A 15,737-nucleotide genomic window follows, 5' to 3' on the forward strand; every position below is an offset into this window, starting at 1 on the left:
TAAGCGTTAGTAACCTTTTAATTAAACTTATCCGCAGTTTTTGTCTACAGATATGACGCCAGCATTATATTGGGCATAACAATCAAATCCCGCATCTCCACTAACAAGAGTAGCGAAAGCACCATCAGCGGCAGGTGCTTGACCGCTAGGATAAATACGAACGATTGTAGCATCTGCTGGCACAGCATCATTATATCTAACTGTCCAACTACTATCTAAATCTAGACCATCACCAACAGCCAAAGCACTCGGAGTTACTGAAGAGCCTGTAGTAATGATTGAGCGAGATTCTTCTATATTAACTACGCCTACCATAGCCGTTTTCACACCGTCTAGAGTCCCACCAACTGCATCACTTTTAACGTCTAAAAATTTAGGTGCTGCGGTTACTGCTAACACACCTAAAATAACGATTACGATAATTAGTTCTACCAAAGTAAAACCTTGTTGATTTGTGTTTTTCATAATTTACTACCTTTTATAAAAATTAATTCTTGAATACTGATACTTGACCGGTGTCCGCATTATAAGTGAAACCTTGAGTTCCACCTGTTGTCGCACCGTCATTAATAATATTAGTGGCAATAGTGGTACCAGCTGCAATATTCTGAGCCAATACAAACTGACAAACTCCTGCACCTGTTACATCTACTACGTAACGTTCACCATTATAGGTACCACCAATAACAATAGATGTTGGCGATGACTGTAAAATGTTATCAAATACTTGCTGGCAAGTTGTCGTGGTCATTGCTGACATGTCAGCTTCATTGCCACCTAGGCTTGATGGAAAACCAGTATCAGTTACATCTAAACTAACATTACCATAAGTTATATTATTATTACCGGCTGGACGTCCTGCTAATTCCCATTCCGCACGAACCATACCAACAGCACTTGCTATACCACCAGCTACACCTTCAACTGCTGAATCTTTTGCATCGTCGGTCGCATCCATAAAACGAGGTACTGCAGCAGCACCAAGAAGTCCTAAAATAATTACTACGATCACTAATTCGATTAATGTAAAACCTGTTTGTTTCTTCATTTTAAAACCTCTTGAACATATTTAATTTAATTCTTGTAAACATCTTTAAATATTATGTGTTGATTTTATCCTCAATCACACAATAAATCATTGATAATTGTTATTTTTATCTATTTGGCACCATAAATGTGTAAATATTAACGTCCTGTTAATACGTATTGCTTGTTACCACTTGTCCATTGCTTGAGTTATAACTGAACATTAGTTGGTTTGGAAATTTTTCTTTATGTAAATAATGACAATTATTATTTATCCTCTTTACATCCAGCTGCTCAGTTAAGTTTTCAACGGTTTTATTATCCTGCTCTTCATGTGCAAAATACATCCACAAATTTAAACAATCCAGCTCACGACTCTCACTTGCTACATTAATCGGCCAACCAAATTCATTTATTTGTAATAACAGTTTTTTATTGATCTTATTATTAATTGCTTGTTGATCTATATAGTATTCTAAAGTCAATGAATCCGGTTTGCCACGTATAATCCACTCTCTGCGGGCGTAATCCATAGATATAGAAAAACGTTCCGCTAGTAGATCATATTTGAACTCTTCTACTTCATTAATAATACCTAAAAACGAACGAACTGCGATATAAAACAGCACTGCAATAATTCCAGCAGCAACCAAAACTCGCACAAAAGAACGATCCATCAAGGAATCTGTAGTCACTTTACCTTGTTCTTGGTTCACCATGGCTGTTCAACTTATTTATGCGCGGACATCATGTCCCACATTGGTGTGAAAATACCTAATGCAAGTACTAAAACCATCCCTGCAACAACACTGATCAATACAGGTTCTATTTTAGCTGTTAAGCTTTTTAAATCAAAATCCACTTCACGTTCATAATAATCGGCGGCATCGGTGAGCAGTTCATCCACACGTCCAGTTTCTTCTCCCACCGCTATCATTTGTAATACTAACGGTGAAAACAGTTTACTAGCTACTGCTGAACGTAATAAAGATTCACCTTTTTCAATACTCGTTCGCATTTCCTTAATCTTAGCTTCCATATAACTATTGTCTACGGCTTCAGCCACTAAGGATAAGCCAGAATTCATCGGAACACCTGCATCCAAAATCATAGAAAAGCTACGTGAAAATCGAGCTAATAAACTACGTTCAATAATCGAGCCAACAAATGGCATCTTGATTTTATAATGATCCCACTGATAACGTCCGGCTTTGGTCGCGACATATGATCGTAAAAAAATATACCACCGACAATAACCAATACTAATACTTCCCAATACGTCACAAAAAAAGTAGAAGTCGCGATTAATATTTTAGTTGCCAGTGGTAAATCGGCACCTAATTTTGCAAACATCCCAGTAAAAGTTGGGATAACTTTTAAATTAAGTAAAAACATAGCCGCAGTGATAAAGAACAATACCATTTGTGGATATCGAATAGCTGAGTTTATCCGCTTTTTGGTTTCTTCATCACGTTCAAAGTATTCCGCCAGTTGCAAAAACGAACTTTCCAATCGCCCTGTATTTTCGCCTACATGCACAATACTGATTGCAATTCTTGGAAATACTTTACCATGGCTACTAAAAGCAGCCGATAGGGATCGCCCTCGTTCTAACTGTACGGCTACGTCATTTAAAATTCTTTTTAAGGTCTTATTGGTCGTGGTATCTGCCAACCCTACGATTGCTCGGATCATTGGTATTCCAGACTTAGTTAACGAGTACATCTGTCTTGAAAACACCACTAAGTCTTCAATTTTTACGCGGTCAAAATACCCTTTAAAAATATCTTTGTTTTGATCTTCGTCGGTTAAGGTAATCTTAATCGGAATTTCTTGGCGAGCCATTAGTATGTCTGCAGCCGAGTTTGTATTTGGCGCTTCGATCTGCCCCTTTATCAAGTTGCCTTTTTTATCACGTGCTTGATACAGAAAAAATGGCATTAATATGGCCTATTTATAAGTGGCTGTGTCACTAACCACCTCGGAAATTCTTAATACTTCAGAAATAGTTGTCACACCTTCAAGTGCAAGCTCTAACGCGGTTTCGCCTAAACTTTTATAATCTGGTAATGCTTTAGCCGCAACAGAAAATGCTTCAGTATCACCATTTCGTAAAGCAGTTAATAAACTGTCGTCGTTCATTTCTAATAACTCATAAACACCAATTCGACCTTTAAAACCTGTGTTATTACAAGTTTGGCAGCCCGTTCCTTTAAAGAACTGAGACATTGAATGATCTTTATGGGCAATATTTGATACCCATGTTATTTCTTGAGCTGAGGGTTCATATCTGGTTTTACACGATGAACAAACTCGACGAACCAATCGTTGTGCTAAAACGGCACGCAACGAACTTGCTACTAAATAAGGAGCAGCCCCCATATCGATTAAGCGCAACGCCGTCGATATAGCATCATTGGTATGCAGCGTTGATAATACCATGTGACCGGTTAATGCCGCTCTTAAGCCAATCTCGGCGGTTTCTTGGTCACGTATTTCACCAACCATGATTACGTCAGGATCTTGACGTAAGGCCGTTCTTAACACCGATGAAAACGTTAAACCGATTTTATTATTAATCTGTACTTGGTTGATCCTTGGTAAACGGTATTCTACTGGATCTTCAACCGTAATTATTTTTGTCTCAGCGTCGTTAAGTTCGCTTAAACAGCCGTATAACGTGGTTGTTTTACCAGAACCTGTCGGTCCGGTTGCTAAAAACATACCGTTAGGGCTTTTAACTAATTTACGCACTTTGGCTAAGATGTGTGGCGGCATCCCAGTCGCATTTAAGCTTAATAAACCGGCGGATTGATCCAACAAACGCATTACAACCGATTCACCGTCTTGAATTGGCATCGTTGAGATACGAACATCAACTTCATGCCCTTTCACTTTAATATGAAAACGGCCATCCTGAGGTACACGTTTTTCAGAAATATCTAAGCTTGCCATTAACTTGAGTCTGAGTACTAATGCAGGGGCGATATTGACTTCACGTAATATACTTTCTTGTAATATACCGTCAACACGAGTACGAATACGTAAACTGCCGCGATCGGGTTCAATATGAATATCTGATGCTCTGACTTGGATAGCATCTTCAAATAACGATCTCAGTAGTTTTGCTACAACAGAATCCGCTTCTCCGTCGCCATCTAACGAGGCAAAATCAAAGTCAGCACTTTCTTCATATTCCGCTTGTAGTTCAGATGCAAACTGTTCAATCTCTTTTGTTCTACGATATAAAACGTCAAAAGCAATTAAAATTTGGCTTTCACGGACCGCGACAATTTCAAGATTTTTTGGCGACAATAAGCTGGACAATTGTTCAATTGCCGCAAGATCTGCAGGGTCTGACATACCCAACATAACGTGTTCATCACCACTTTCTAATATTATTGCGCGTAAACGTCTGGCGTGAACTTCTGATAATTCCGAGGCTAATCGTTCTTCAATCTTCCAATCGGATATATCCAAAAAAGGCACATTGAGCTGTTGTGCCAAAAAGCGTAATAACTGCTCTTCCGAGATAATACCCGTTTCAATTAAAACAATACCAAGCTTACGACCACTTTCTTTCTGTGCTGCTAACGCAACCATTAACTGATCTTGTGTAATTATCTCATCATCAACTAACAGATCTCCGAGTCTCTTTTTAAGTTTATGCGTTGCCATTATTGTTTAAGCTCCTGAATTCGGTTCTCTACAAAATCCATGGTGGACCTTAACATGCCGCCTTTGGCTGCTGCGGTTTGATAACTCAATATGGCAGCATCAAACTTACCTTGGCTATCTAAGGAGATAGCATGGCCTAACCACCAATTACCAAGCTCAGGTTGCAATCTGGTCAACATTAAATAAGCTGATTCCGCACTTTCATATCGTTCTAACTTACGAGCAATGGATGCTTTCATCGAATAAAACTCTAACGTAGCGTTAGATAATTCAATATCTAAATATGAAAACGCGCCTTTAATATTATTCTCTTTAAAGTAAATTTTTGCTGCAGTCATGCGCCATAATTCAACGTTTGGATATTTAGACAAACCATCATTTAAAATCGATACCGCTTGCTGTAATTCACCTCTACCGTACCAAGCTACGGCTAATAAATTTCTTGCTTCAACATGACCATCGGATATGGATAATACTTTATTTAATTTTTCCACCGCTTCGGTCACATACCCTTTATCAAACGATGATTGAGCTTTAGTCATTAACTGTTCTAATCTCTGCTCTGGAGAATATTTTTCAGATGACTTAACAATAGTTAATTCAGGATTTGGATTTGATTTAGGCGCAGGCGCTATTGGTTTTGCTTTAGGTTCTGCCGTTTTAGTTTGTACGGTAACCGGCACTAATGGCTTAACTTTTTTGACGACGTCAACAGATGCTGCTGTTTCAGTAACTTTCTGTTCTTCCGGTTTTGTTTTTTTTGTTTGCTCTGGGATGACATCATCAACAATGGCTACTTTCTCTTCAGCTGTTTTGTCCGATGGTTGAACTGGCATTAAAGGTTTTATCTGTATTTTTTTTGGTTTTGAATCAACCTTATTAGCTTGAGCAACTGGGACTATAGGATCCTGAATGGGAGTAATGGGTTCATCTTTTAATAATAACCAACCTATCGCGATGGCTAAGCACACAACAACAACTGAAAGTGCAATGACAATATACTTAGCCGTATTTTTCACTGGTGGCTGATAAACCGCATTGATTACATCTGCTTCAGGATCATCATGACGTTGTTCTAAATCTTTTAGCATTTTATTAATTACGCTCATTGTAATTGTCCCTTAACAATAGGCCATAACCAATACCAACCAAATAATCCAGCCAACGATATACTTGAGAGTACAAGCGCTATCGCCCAGATACCTAACGATTCTGCTTTTGCAGAGTCAGTATCTTTCGCTGCATATACAACTTGTTTTTTACCCACTTCTTGTTGACCTAATCCATAAGTCAACATTAACGATTTATGACTCAAAATATTCACTAAACGAGGAATACCGCCACTGTATTTGTACAACATTTTAACGGCACTTGGTGTAAACAATTGTTTTCCTTTATATCCCGCAACCCTAACTCTATGTTGCACGTACGCTCTGACTTCATCCAACGTTAATGCACGTAACTTATAAGAGAACGTTATCCGTTGGCGTATTTGTCTTAAACGGTCAGACTTTAACATTTGGTCTAATTCAGGCTGTCCAAATAAAACAACATGAATCAATTTACGAGATTCGGTTTCTAGATTAGTAAATAATCTTAATGCTTCAAAACTTTCCCATGGGATTGTCTGTGCTTCATCGATAACCAATAAAACACTTTTCCCTTTACCGTTTAATTCTAATAACTTTAATTGAATTTTTTGACTGAGTTGCTGTTGATTTATATTACTAATGCCGCGAATTTTTAGCTCGCTGGCCAGAGCAAAACGTATTTCGTCTGGCGATAAAGCAGGATTTGGTAGATATGCAACTTCGAATGAATCTTGTGTTTCATTTAAAAGTTTACGACACAACAAGGTTTTACCTGTCCCAACTTCACCAGTAACTTTGATGAAACCTTCACCAGTTTTTAGTGCTGTTGTTAATACTTGCATAGCTTCATCATGACTTGGTAAGCCAAAATAAAAACTGGTATTAGGGGTAATAGTAAAAGGGAGTTCCCTTAAACCGTAATGATACAAATACATCTAAATTAATCACCGTACCAGCGTTTAAGTAATTCTGAACTACGGTTCATTTGCTCTTGCCATGTGCCAGTTCCTACCACAGTAGGCCTAATTAAAATCACTAATTCTTTTTTCTTACGCGACTCTTGTTTAGATTTAAACAAATGCCCTATAAATGGAATAGCACCTAAAAATGGTACTCTAGACTCACCATCCGATGAAATGGACTGCATAAGACCACCAATCACAACTATCTCACCACTTTTAGCACGAATGACGGTATCAGACTCACGTATATTGCTTTGAGCTAAAGGTAATACATATTGTTCTTCATTTAAAGTAACCACTTTTTGTTGTTCTGCTGTTTCTGTAACCGACGGGTGTACATGCAATATCACATCGCCTTTATCACTAATCTGCGGGGTAACATCTAGTGCGATACCAGAAAAGAATGGTTCCAATTCAATGTCTGGAGAACTTGTTGTCGCAGTGCCCGTCACTGTTGTTGTGGATACATCGGTTACAAAGTACTCATCTTCACCCACTTTAATCACTGCTTTTTGATTATTGGTCGCGGTTACTCTTGGTGAGGAAAGAACTTGTACATTACCTTGCGTTTTTAATAAATTAACCACGCCAGAAAAATCAACATTACTAAAACTTAAACTGGTTGCGCCACCTAATGACGCGGTAATAGCATTACCAAATGTACCGCTGCCGGTACTAAACTCAAAGTTAGTCGCCCCATCATTGGACATCACATTTTGCCAATTAATACCTTGTTGATAATCATCATCCAACGCGACTTCTACAATTTTAGCTTCTAAAATTACTTGTCTGGTTAAGTTTTCTTCCGAACGTTTAACAAAGTCTTTAACCACTTGAATATCAGAAGGTAAACCTCTTACGGTGACCAAACCTGATTGTGGACTAACAACTACTTTAGAATCATCCCCTGAACCAGACTTCATGATCATTTTTAACGTATCTTCTAGCTCTTGCCAATAATCAGTTTGCGACGTTGTTTGGATGTTAGAACCACTGCCACCTTGGTTGCCCATCTGGCTACCAGATTGGTTTTGATTACCTGACTGATTGTTAGAATTACTTGAGCTGTTATTCGATAAGTTATTAGACGAATTATTTGACGAATTGCCACTAGAGTTGTTACCAGAAGAAGAACCATTTTGTACTAAACCACCCGAGCTTATACTGGTTGATGTCATACCATAACGTTTTAACATCAAGTAGTTGATATCAATTGTTTCGGTTTTTATATCCGCCGGAAAAACTTGAATAACTTTTCCTCTAAATTGGATATCGACAGGATAAAGGCTATTTAATAATTCCATCACTTCGGAGATAGTGACATCTTTTAAATCTAAACTAATGCTTGCATCCACACCTGGATGAAACGCTACGCTATAAGGCGTATCTTCCGTCATACCTTGTAAAAAGGTTTTAATGGCACGCCATTCGCTGCCACATTAAATCGTTCTTCTAAACTAGACGTATCTAATGACGTATTGCCCACAGATAATAAATCAGCCGTTACTGAGTCTGGGATAACCAGTTTTGAGCGAGCGTCAGCTTTATCTTGATCTGTTTCAAAGACCTGATGAACCTCCTCAGATTTTTCTAACGAAGGCGTTAAGCTACAACTCGTTATTAATAAAGATATCAATGCAGTTATTACTACTTTTGCCGAATTCAAAATATTTTTACTCATATATATAAAGGCGTCTCTGGGTTTCTGAGTTAACTAATACAACATTATCATGGTTAATTTGACTGATAATGTAACCATTGATCTTATCGCCTTTGGCGTATATTTGATCAGAGATAATGGCAATCTTTGTGTCTCTTCTGTCCATGATCCCTTGCAAAGTCATGGCAGGCATAGATACTTTTTCAACTTGTCCTGTTATTGTATTTGTCTTGCTCACTGTCTGAGAAGTTAACGATTTTAATTGAGGTTTTGTCGGATCATGGATCTTATCTGCATTTACCTGCCAAGGTAATAGTAAAGTAACAATTAATAAACAAAACTTCTTATATTTTAATAACATTTGCATTATCACTAATGGTAACTAGGGAAAGTGTCATTGTCGCTTTTGGGTGTTCAGTAACTTCATAACTTAAATGTTGAATGCCAAATTGTTTATTTTTAGTTGTTATATTATTAACAAATTCCATCAAAGCAAAGTAATCCCCAGTGACTGAGACTTCAAACTGATGACGGTAATATACAGGCAAATCTAATTCTGTGTCAGTTTCTATTTCTTGTGTCGGCAAAACGGACATCGCAATAATGCGAATCTCTTTAGATGTTTCTAATAACCTTGTTAGCTCAGCGGTCATTTTTCCAGGTGCAACGTAATCTGTCATCACCTTATCTAATTCAGACTCTACTTGAGCTAGTTGTTTCTTTAATACGGTTATTTCATTTTTTATTTTTTCATTCGGATCTGTGTTTAACGCACCTTGAACCGAATTAATTTGTCCTGTTGTCGCCGTGTAACTGGTTAATACAAGATTGGTATTATTTTTAATTGTATTTAATTGCATAGTTCTAGGCTCAACAGCTAATTTATATAAACCTATGCATACTACGAAAATAAGAGCGCCTGAGATCAAACCTTTCTCTCGAGTACTTAATGAGATGAACTTTTCGTTCCATTGTCGCCATTGCGTGACTATTTTGTTCATTCTTCTGGCTCTTCTGTTCTTACTAACGCAATCGATGTTGCTATTTCAAACTCCATTAATTCTTCATCTATAGATCTCACGTTTAAATGACTGAACTCACGTCCCTGAAAAGAATTACTTGCTTTTAAATAGGTCATCCAACGAGTAACGGCACTAGAGTCCAAAGCGAAACCTTCAAATATGGCCGCTTTGTCATTAAAAGAGAATTTAGATAACCAAAGTTCATGATCATGATGTTCAGTTAATTCTTTTAATACTAAATAATAGTCAGTAGTTGTTGTTTGTAGTCGCTTACCAACACCTTCCCAAAGCATTAACTTTGCTTTTAACTTTTTATCTAAATTTAGTTTTTGATCATTAAATGTGGCTTTATCATTATGTTTTACTAAATCACCCTGCAATTTAGTTAATAACAATTGCGCCTGGTTATTTTTGCCTTCCATTTCAGCTAAATCATTATTAGCTTGCTCTATATCCATCGAAATAACACTGACCCATATAACAAAAACAATGGCAGCTACAACAGAAGCAGCAAGTAGATTGGTAAGGGTTAAATAATATTTTTTAGGCTTGAGTTCATCAAGGTAGAAATTAAGACTGATTTTCATTATTTTTTTCCTTCCTGCATAACATAATTAGCAACACCTAACGCCGCTAAATATTCTAATGCTGACTCACCATCTAATTGAGCTAAAGGAAGTTGCAATGTTTTAACCGGTAGTGCGCTGTTTAATGCTTCAACAATTACGGCTTCATTATTTCCAGCTATTGCCACCAATACATTTTTAATCGGGGGTTGTTTCAACTGACTTTCGTAATAATCAATTGAACGTTGTATTTCAATGGCTATATTGTCCGAACCACCAGCCAATACCAATTCTGGAGACATATTGATGACGGTATCTGTGCCTCGTATTTTACGCGCAAAACATATTTGCTGATTTTTCAAAATCAATAAAATGGCATCAGAACCTTTATGCTGAACAAATAATAATTGAGCAGCATCTTCGGTTGTTTGCATCCTAGCCAATACAAATTGCTCTGTAGTAATAGCAAGTATCTCAGCATTATTTTTATGAAAGGGTTCTATTATGGTGTCTAAATATGCTCGAGATGTCGCCATTACTTGAGCTTTGGCCGTTTGACCTAAAGGCTGAATATTCATTTCGATATAATCACAGATCATATCTTGCGGCGGAATAGAAACGAGCTCTTTTATTTGCCAAGGCAAAGAAGCGGAAATGTCAGCAACCGGTAATTCACTTAATTCAATTTGCGCACTTTCTGTTTTATTATTATTAATTACTATACCCGTACGAACATTTTCTAATTCAAAGTCTTCAATGATCAGGGATAACAATCGGCCTAGCTTATCAGGAGTCTCAATAGGGTATTCTTCGCTTTTGAAACATTCGTAACCCGTTTCAAGTTTTTTTATTTTGACGATACGAACACATTCTGGATGAATAGAAATACCAGCAAATTCATCAGGGATCTGTTTATTGAAATAATTCTTTATTTTTGCAAGTACGGCTAATTTCATGCGGTATTTTTAATTATTAATTAATTACTTACTAATGTATCCTGTATAGGCACTATTATACAACCAATAACCACTAAATTCGTTACTCTAAAACTATGAACCCTCATTTTTTTGATTTTGATCAACCTACCCCATTAGTCAAAACTTGTTTTCAGCTAAGCCCTTCTAAAAGAATTCATTTTCAAATTAAACGCGATGATTTAATAGATAAGTTGATCTCAGGCAATAAGTGGCGAAAACTCAAATATAATTTTAAACAATTTGACCAAAACAAATTTAAAGGTATTGCCAGTTTTGGAGGTGCATTCTCCAATCACATAGCCGCTTTATCTGCAGCAGGAAAGCGGGCAGATATACCCACTCTTGGTTTTATTAGAACCCATGAAATTGATTTTAATAACCCTACTTTATCCTTAGCTAAAACCAATGGGATGCAACTGATAGCCTTATCTCGTGAAGCGTATAGAAATAGGCATAACTCTGAATTCATAAATTCTCTCAAACAAGCATACCCTGATTATCTATTTGTCCCTGAAGGTGGAAGTAATGACCTAGCGGCTTTAGGTTTAGCTGAATTAGTGGAAGAGTTAAAGCTGCAGTCCATTCATTCCAAACATCATGTTATCGCATGTGCCATTGGGTCTGGTGGCACTATTAGCGGTATGATGGACGCATTTCCAGATATGAAGTTCATCGGTATAGCAGCCGTGAAAGACTTTCAACTATTAGAAAAGCTGAAAGTGAAATATGGTGTAAGGTTAACTATTGTGAGTGACAATTTATTTGGCGGTTACGGTAAAACTACACCAGAGCTAAATCAATTTTGTTTGGATTTTTATAATCAAACTCAGATCCCTATAGAACCAATTTATACTGGTAAATTATTACATACCCTAATGCATAATTATGACGAGCTAATGTCTGAGCAAAAGTCGTTAGTGGTAATTCATACTGGAGGATTGCAAGGTCTTAAAGGTTTAAATTATCGCCATCAATATCAATCACCTCTATGGAATGATCTATTGTCTCTGACGGACGTTTAATAAAGTGCCCTTGAACTCCATGTAGGCCAAGCCTTTCTAATGTATTTATTTCTTGTTCAGACTCCACGCCAGTGGCAAACAAAAGAATATTTCGGTTTGCGACTACCGTTTGTAAACTTCTAATAAACATCTGATTTTCAGCACGAACTTGAATCTGATTAACCAGACTTTGATGCAGTTTTAAATAATTAACATCTAAATAATCCAAATATCCAGTATCTAAAACATATAAACCGACTTGGTCAATCATTAACTGAACTTGAAACCGGCGTACCGCAGCAAACATGGACGACAGTTTTTTCGCATTCTGGGCTAAATCAAACTCAGATACTTCGAATATCAGATATTTAGTCAATTCGGCATTTGCCTTCAGAAATTGTATTAACCAATTACAAAAATCTCTATTTAACCAACTATCAATATGTACATTCACCGAGATGGGCACTAAACATCCTTGCTCCATAACGTCGATAATACTAAGTAAAATTTGTTTATCTATGGCCGGGATCAATCCACACTTCTTAGCCATAGGTAAAAAGACTTTAGCGTTTATGAGTTCACCATTTGTCCCTTCCATACGCGCTAACACTTCATAATGTTGAACTCGCATATCTAAATCAATAACGGGTTGATAAAACAAAACAAAACTATCTGTGTCTATGGCATTTTGTATTGCCGTACGCCAACGAACAGAGCCTTTAATTTCAGAGGCGGGTAACTGGCCTGAGTCATACATAAACCACCCTGACGGACCATGTAACTGAGCAGCCCTTAATGCCATATCGGCTTCTGCTAATATTTTAAAGCTTGTATCTTCCCTGTCGTACATGTCAGCACCAATATGACAAACCATATTGGTGTCTACATAATCAGGTAACTTTACCTTTTGGCTCATTCTAAGAATACTGAGTGCTATGCGTTCAACTTCATTACCATCAACATAAGGTAATAAAATAGCAAAATCATTGGCACTAATCCTAGAAACGACAGATTGTGCTGTGTCATCCACATATTCTTTTAATATTTCTGAGTATTGTTGCAAGATTTGCGCTACGGAGGATTTGCCTTGTCGATCACGGATCATATCTAACATGCCAAATTGAATGATCAGTACAGCACCATAAACCTTACCTTCTTCTTGCAACACGGAATCCAATCTGTGTTCAAAGTACAAGCGATTACCTAACCCTGTATGGTTATCCAAAAAGTTTGACTTCTAATAAAGTGATCCGCTTTATGTCCACTTTTTTGAGCTTCGATTCTTGCCTGATTTAAATTACGAATAGTATTTACCAAACTGTATGATCTACTTGATAAATAAAACCTAAACTTATCATTTTTGTCGTACCTTGCAGCCCACGATTCAAGCTGAATAAGTACCTTCCAATGTTTCTGTAAATTAAAGTGAGCCGTAGTTAACAAGGTAAGAACAATAAAAAATAACACAGTGTTTGTGATGAAAAATTGAAAGAAATACGCGGAAACCAGTGACTGATGCACTAAAAGAACATAGCCATCCTCAACTTCAAATTTGGTGGAAGCGACATTCCAACTTTTACCGAAAATTTTTCGTATTTTGGTGTATCCAGTTGGTGTAATAAATTGCCATTCCAAAATAACGGGGGATAGTGGCTTGACAATTTCGAGTGGTAAAGAAAGGTTAATCATTTGATTAGTATATTGAAATTGAGCATTAATTTGTCTTAAATGATCATCTTTCGCGGCAGTGTAAAACATCACATTTATTAAAATAAAGACAAAACAAATCAACACAGCGACATGTCTTGTAACTAAATTAAATAAAATGCGAGAAAACTGCATGTCCGTATACTTTTTATAATTATTATGTCGCTAATTTACTCCCTGCTCATACACCATGCAAGTGCATTGGCACTTTAATCTTAGTAAATACATTGATTATTTAGCTGAATCCTAAGATAAGCCAATAACCTTAAATGCTACGTATTGTAATTTTGGTAGACAAATTGGTAATCACAAATGTAATTACCAAGCGTATACTGTTTATTTTTTGTTGATTTCAAAACAGTCAATTTTGTTATATTTATTAAAACGAATATTGTAAACGTAAAGAGATGGCTTCACCTGATACCAGATCATTTCCAACATCTAAATAATCTGCCTGAATATAATCAGCCATCCATTTGATATTTTTATTTACGCTGTAGTTGATCCCAATCCCATAGGTCTGTGCTTCTTTGTTTTCTTGATTTAGAAGTAACTCACTATAACGGCCAGTTAACTCCCAACCAGACTCAAATTGTCATCAATATCCGTCTTAAAACTTAACCGCGCCCGTCGTATACCAGATAAGGTTTGAGACACAGCGTCATCTTCAGAACCTTCCAAAAACGAAGCATCAAATTTGTCAAAACCGAACATTACATAACCACTAATGTCTGTATCATCGTTTTTTTTAGCGACACTCGCCCCGCTGACTAAGCCACATAATACCGATAGTACAATTGTTATTGGCCGATTTAGTTTCATATCTAAGTACCTGATTCAATAATGTCTATGTATCGTTATTATCTTTCCGCTAAATAGCTGACTTTGAGCTGAGCAACGTCTCTTAAAAAATCTATGTGTTCAATATCCACCGCAACAACGTTCAAACCCGTTCTTAATTTTAAATCGGCAATTAATGTGTCTTTATTTTTGCTGTTTTTACCATGCTTCGCTACCGCACTGAGTCTATTTCAATTAAAGAAATGACCTATTTATTCCTTGTCACAGCCATTGCGTTGCTCACTTCGGTGGGGCAAATGAGCTTGGTTGATTTGGCTATTTTAAACGGCGTAATTTGTTTAATAGCTTTTATCATCGACTCCAGTCTATTTGTAAAACGTTATGAAATTCAAAGTGTTTGTTATGAACGTATTGAAAATATCACACCAGAAAATAAAGACACATTAATTGCCGATTTAAAATTAAGAACGGGTTTGAACGTTGTTGCGGTGGATATTGAACACATAGATTTTTTAAGAGACGTTGCTCAGCTCAAAGTCAGCTATTTAGCGGAAAGATAATAACGATACATAGACATTATTGAATCAGGTACTTAGATATGAAACTAAATCGGCCAATAACAATTGTACTATCGGTATTATGTGGCTTAGTCAGCGGGGCGAGTGTCGCTAAAAAAAACGATGATACAGACATTAGTGGTTATGTAATGTTCGGTTTTGACAAATTTGATGCTTCGTTTTTGGAAGGTTCTGAAGATGACGCTGTGTCTCAAACCTTATCTGGTATACGACGGGCGCGGTTAAGTTTTAAGACGGATATTGATGACAATTTGAGTCTGGTTGGGAGTTAACTGGCCGTTATAGTGAGTTACTTCTAAATCAAGAAAACAAAGAAGCACAGACCTATGGGATTGGGATCAACTACAGCGTAAATAAAAATATCAAATGGATGGCTGATTATATTCAGGCAGATTATTTAGATGTTGGAAATGATCTGGTATCAGGTGAAGCCATCTCTTTACGTTTACAATATTCGTTTTAATAAATATAACAAAATTGACTGTTTTGAAATCAACAAAAAATAAACAGTATACGCTTGGTAATTACATTTGTGATTACCAATTTGTCTACCAAAATTACAATACGTAGCATTTAAGGTTATTGGCTTATCTTAGGATTCAGCTAAATAATCAATGTATTTACTAAGATTAAAGTGCCAATGCACTTGCATGGTGTATGAGCAGGGA

Annotated in this window: 19 protein-coding genes and 3 pseudogenes; 4 read left to right on the forward strand and 18 right to left on the reverse strand. The window is 36.8% G+C overall.

Annotated elements, in window-relative coordinates; all coding sequences use genetic code 11:
* Positions 1-27 precede the first annotated feature (27 nt).
* The 13 genes and pseudogenes from RT723_RS11860 to RT723_RS11920 form a co-directional block, all read right to left on the reverse strand.
* Positions 28-465 carry a prepilin-type N-terminal cleavage/methylation domain-containing protein gene (locus RT723_RS11860; RefSeq protein WP_315947305.1) on the reverse strand — a complete coding sequence of 146 codons (438 nt, stop codon included), beginning with the start codon at positions 463-465 and terminating at the stop codon, positions 28-30.
* A 22-nt stretch (positions 466-487) separates the two neighbouring features.
* The gene (locus tag RT723_RS11865) at positions 488-1,048 is read right to left on the reverse strand and encodes a prepilin-type N-terminal cleavage/methylation domain-containing protein (RefSeq protein ID WP_315947306.1); all 561 of its coding nucleotides are present in this window, start codon (positions 1,046-1,048) and stop codon (positions 488-490) included.
* Positions 1,049-1,196: 148 nt separating this feature from the next.
* Positions 1,197-1,745 (reverse strand): hypothetical protein, encoded by a 549-nt coding sequence (locus RT723_RS11870; protein WP_315947307.1) that lies wholly within the window; start codon positions 1,743-1,745, stop codon positions 1,197-1,199.
* Between the two features lie 11 nt (positions 1,746-1,756).
* Positions 1,757-2,967, reverse strand: a pseudogene (locus tag RT723_RS11875) (type II secretion system F family protein).
* 9 nt (positions 2,968-2,976) lie between these two features.
* The gene (locus RT723_RS11880; RefSeq protein WP_315947308.1) at positions 2,977-4,704 is read right to left on the reverse strand and encodes a GspE/PulE family protein; all 1,728 of its coding nucleotides are present in this window, start codon (positions 4,702-4,704) and stop codon (positions 2,977-2,979) included.
* Positions 4,704-5,813 (reverse strand): tetratricopeptide repeat protein, encoded by a 1,110-nt coding sequence (locus tag RT723_RS11885; protein ID WP_315947309.1) that lies wholly within the window; start codon positions 5,811-5,813, stop codon positions 4,704-4,706. Before RT723_RS11885 ends, RT723_RS11880 begins: the two co-directional genes overlap by 1 nt.
* On the reverse strand, positions 5,810-6,730 hold the full coding sequence (locus RT723_RS11890; protein WP_216056452.1) for an ExeA family protein: 921 nt from the start codon (positions 6,728-6,730) through the stop codon (positions 5,810-5,812). Before RT723_RS11890 ends, RT723_RS11885 begins: the two co-directional genes overlap by 4 nt.
* Positions 6,731-6,735: 5 nt before the next feature.
* Positions 6,736-8,154, reverse strand: a complete 1,419-nt coding sequence (gene mshL, locus RT723_RS11895) for a pilus (MSHA type) biogenesis protein MshL (RefSeq protein WP_315947310.1) — start codon at positions 8,152-8,154, stop codon at positions 6,736-6,738.
* A complete protein-coding gene (locus tag RT723_RS11900) occupies positions 8,151-8,438 on the reverse strand; it encodes a hypothetical protein (RefSeq protein ID WP_315947311.1) in 288 nt (95 codons plus the stop codon). The genes mshL and RT723_RS11900 overlap by 4 nt, the downstream gene beginning before the upstream one ends.
* Positions 8,431-8,778, reverse strand: coding sequence for a hypothetical protein (locus tag RT723_RS11905; protein ID WP_315947312.1), 348 nt, complete (start codon positions 8,776-8,778; stop codon positions 8,431-8,433). The genes RT723_RS11900 and RT723_RS11905 overlap by 8 nt, the downstream gene beginning before the upstream one ends.
* Entirely contained in the window at positions 8,762-9,418 is a 657-nt protein-coding gene (locus RT723_RS11910) for a hypothetical protein (RefSeq protein ID WP_315947313.1), read from the reverse strand. Before RT723_RS11910 ends, RT723_RS11905 begins: the two co-directional genes overlap by 17 nt.
* Positions 9,415-10,026, reverse strand: coding sequence for a PilN domain-containing protein (locus RT723_RS11915; protein WP_315947314.1), 612 nt, complete (start codon positions 10,024-10,026; stop codon positions 9,415-9,417). The genes RT723_RS11910 and RT723_RS11915 overlap by 4 nt, the downstream gene beginning before the upstream one ends.
* Positions 10,026-10,961, reverse strand: a complete 936-nt coding sequence (locus tag RT723_RS11920; protein ID WP_315947315.1) for a hypothetical protein — start codon at positions 10,959-10,961, stop codon at positions 10,026-10,028. The genes RT723_RS11915 and RT723_RS11920 overlap by 1 nt, the downstream gene beginning before the upstream one ends.
* Before the next feature lie 95 nt (positions 10,962-11,056).
* Here RT723_RS11920 and RT723_RS11925 point away from each other — a divergent pair, with 95 nt between their 5' ends.
* A complete protein-coding gene (locus RT723_RS11925; protein WP_315947316.1) occupies positions 11,057-12,004 on the forward strand; it encodes a 1-aminocyclopropane-1-carboxylate deaminase/D-cysteine desulfhydrase in 948 nt (315 codons plus the stop codon).
* Here the strand turns inward: RT723_RS11925 and RT723_RS11930 are convergent.
* From RT723_RS11930 to RT723_RS18180, 5 genes and pseudogenes are all read right to left on the reverse strand, one after another.
* The gene (locus RT723_RS11930) at positions 11,931-13,208 is read right to left on the reverse strand and encodes an EAL domain-containing protein (RefSeq protein ID WP_315947317.1); all 1,278 of its coding nucleotides are present in this window, start codon (positions 13,206-13,208) and stop codon (positions 11,931-11,933) included. The two genes, RT723_RS11925 and RT723_RS11930, sit on opposite strands and share 74 nt — an antisense overlap.
* Positions 13,187-13,825, reverse strand: coding sequence for a hypothetical protein (locus tag RT723_RS11935; RefSeq protein WP_315947318.1), 639 nt, complete (start codon positions 13,823-13,825; stop codon positions 13,187-13,189). The genes RT723_RS11930 and RT723_RS11935 overlap by 22 nt, the downstream gene beginning before the upstream one ends.
* Positions 13,826-14,069: 244 nt before the next feature.
* Positions 14,070-14,210: pseudogene (locus RT723_RS11940) on the reverse strand (porin); the annotation flags it as partial.
* Positions 14,211-14,260: 50 nt separating this feature from the next.
* A complete protein-coding gene (locus RT723_RS11945) occupies positions 14,261-14,512 on the reverse strand; it encodes a hypothetical protein (RefSeq protein WP_315947319.1) in 252 nt (83 codons plus the stop codon).
* 38 nt (positions 14,513-14,550) lie between these two features.
* A complete protein-coding gene (locus RT723_RS18180; RefSeq protein ID WP_428983704.1) occupies positions 14,551-14,637 on the reverse strand; it encodes a hypothetical protein in 87 nt (28 codons plus the stop codon).
* A gap of 96 nt (positions 14,638-14,733) precedes the next feature.
* Here RT723_RS18180 and RT723_RS11950 point away from each other — a divergent pair, with 96 nt between their 5' ends.
* The 3 genes and pseudogenes from RT723_RS11950 to RT723_RS11960 all read left to right on the forward strand — a co-directional run.
* Positions 14,734-15,051: a DUF4956 domain-containing protein gene (locus RT723_RS11950; RefSeq protein ID WP_315948535.1), complete on the forward strand. Its 318-nt coding sequence runs from the start codon at positions 14,734-14,736 to the stop codon at positions 15,049-15,051.
* 38 nt (positions 15,052-15,089) lie between these two features.
* A complete protein-coding gene (locus RT723_RS11955) occupies positions 15,090-15,341 on the forward strand; it encodes a hypothetical protein (protein WP_315947319.1) in 252 nt (83 codons plus the stop codon).
* Between the two features lie 50 nt (positions 15,342-15,391).
* Positions 15,392-15,532: pseudogene (locus RT723_RS11960) on the forward strand (porin); the annotation flags it as partial.
* Positions 15,533-15,737: the final 205 nt, after the last annotated feature.

The organism is Psychrosphaera aquimarina (assembly GCF_032461525.1).
Taxonomy (GTDB): Bacteria; Pseudomonadota; Gammaproteobacteria; order Enterobacterales; family Alteromonadaceae; genus Psychrosphaera; species Psychrosphaera aquimarina.

What these genes read in the sequence shown, in the direction of transcription:
- RT723_RS11860 (WP_315947305.1), bottom strand. Translation starts at nt 465, where the DNA reads ATGAAAAACACAAATCAACAAGGTTTTACTTTGGTAGAACTAATTATC.
- RT723_RS11865 (WP_315947306.1), bottom strand. Translation starts at nt 1,048, where the DNA reads ATGAAGAAACAAACAGGTTTTACATTAATCGAATTAGTGATCGTAGTA.
- RT723_RS11870 (WP_315947307.1), bottom strand. Translation starts at nt 1,745, where the DNA reads ATGGTGAACCAAGAACAAGGTAAAGTGACTACAGATTCCTTGATGGAT.
- RT723_RS11880 (WP_315947308.1), bottom strand. Translation starts at nt 4,704, where the DNA reads ATGGCAACGCATAAACTTAAAAAGAGACTCGGAGATCTGTTAGTTGAT.
- RT723_RS11885 (WP_315947309.1), bottom strand. Translation starts at nt 5,813, where the DNA reads ATGAGCGTAATTAATAAAATGCTAAAAGATTTAGAACAACGTCATGAT.
- RT723_RS11890 (WP_216056452.1), bottom strand. Translation starts at nt 6,730, where the DNA reads ATGTATTTGTATCATTACGGTTTAAGGGAACTCCCTTTTACTATTACC.
- mshL (WP_315947310.1), bottom strand. Translation starts at nt 8,154, where the DNA reads ATGACGGAAGATACGCCTTATAGCGTAGCGTTTCATCCAGGTGTGGAT.
- RT723_RS11900 (WP_315947311.1), bottom strand. Translation starts at nt 8,438, where the DNA reads ATGAGTAAAAATATTTTGAATTCGGCAAAAGTAGTAATAACTGCATTG.
- RT723_RS11905 (WP_315947312.1), bottom strand. Translation starts at nt 8,778, where the DNA reads ATGTTATTAAAATATAAGAAGTTTTGTTTATTAATTGTTACTTTACTA.
- RT723_RS11910 (WP_315947313.1), bottom strand. Translation starts at nt 9,418, where the DNA reads ATGAACAAAATAGTCACGCAATGGCGACAATGGAACGAAAAGTTCATC.
- RT723_RS11915 (WP_315947314.1), bottom strand. Translation starts at nt 10,026, where the DNA reads ATGAAAATCAGTCTTAATTTCTACCTTGATGAACTCAAGCCTAAAAAA.
- RT723_RS11920 (WP_315947315.1), bottom strand. Translation starts at nt 10,961, where the DNA reads ATGAAATTAGCCGTACTTGCAAAAATAAAGAATTATTTCAATAAACAG.
- RT723_RS11925 (WP_315947316.1), top strand. Translation starts at nt 11,057, where the DNA reads ATGAACCCTCATTTTTTTGATTTTGATCAACCTACCCCATTAGTCAAA.
- RT723_RS11935 (WP_315947318.1), bottom strand. Translation starts at nt 13,825, where the DNA reads ATGCAGTTTTCTCGCATTTTATTTAATTTAGTTACAAGACATGTCGCT.
- RT723_RS11945 (WP_315947319.1), bottom strand. Translation starts at nt 14,512, where the DNA reads ATGAAACTAAATCGGCCAATAACAATTGTACTATCGGTATTATGTGGC.
- RT723_RS11950 (WP_315948535.1), top strand. Translation starts at nt 14,734, where the DNA reads ATGACCTATTTATTCCTTGTCACAGCCATTGCGTTGCTCACTTCGGTG.
- RT723_RS11955 (WP_315947319.1), top strand. Translation starts at nt 15,090, where the DNA reads ATGAAACTAAATCGGCCAATAACAATTGTACTATCGGTATTATGTGGC.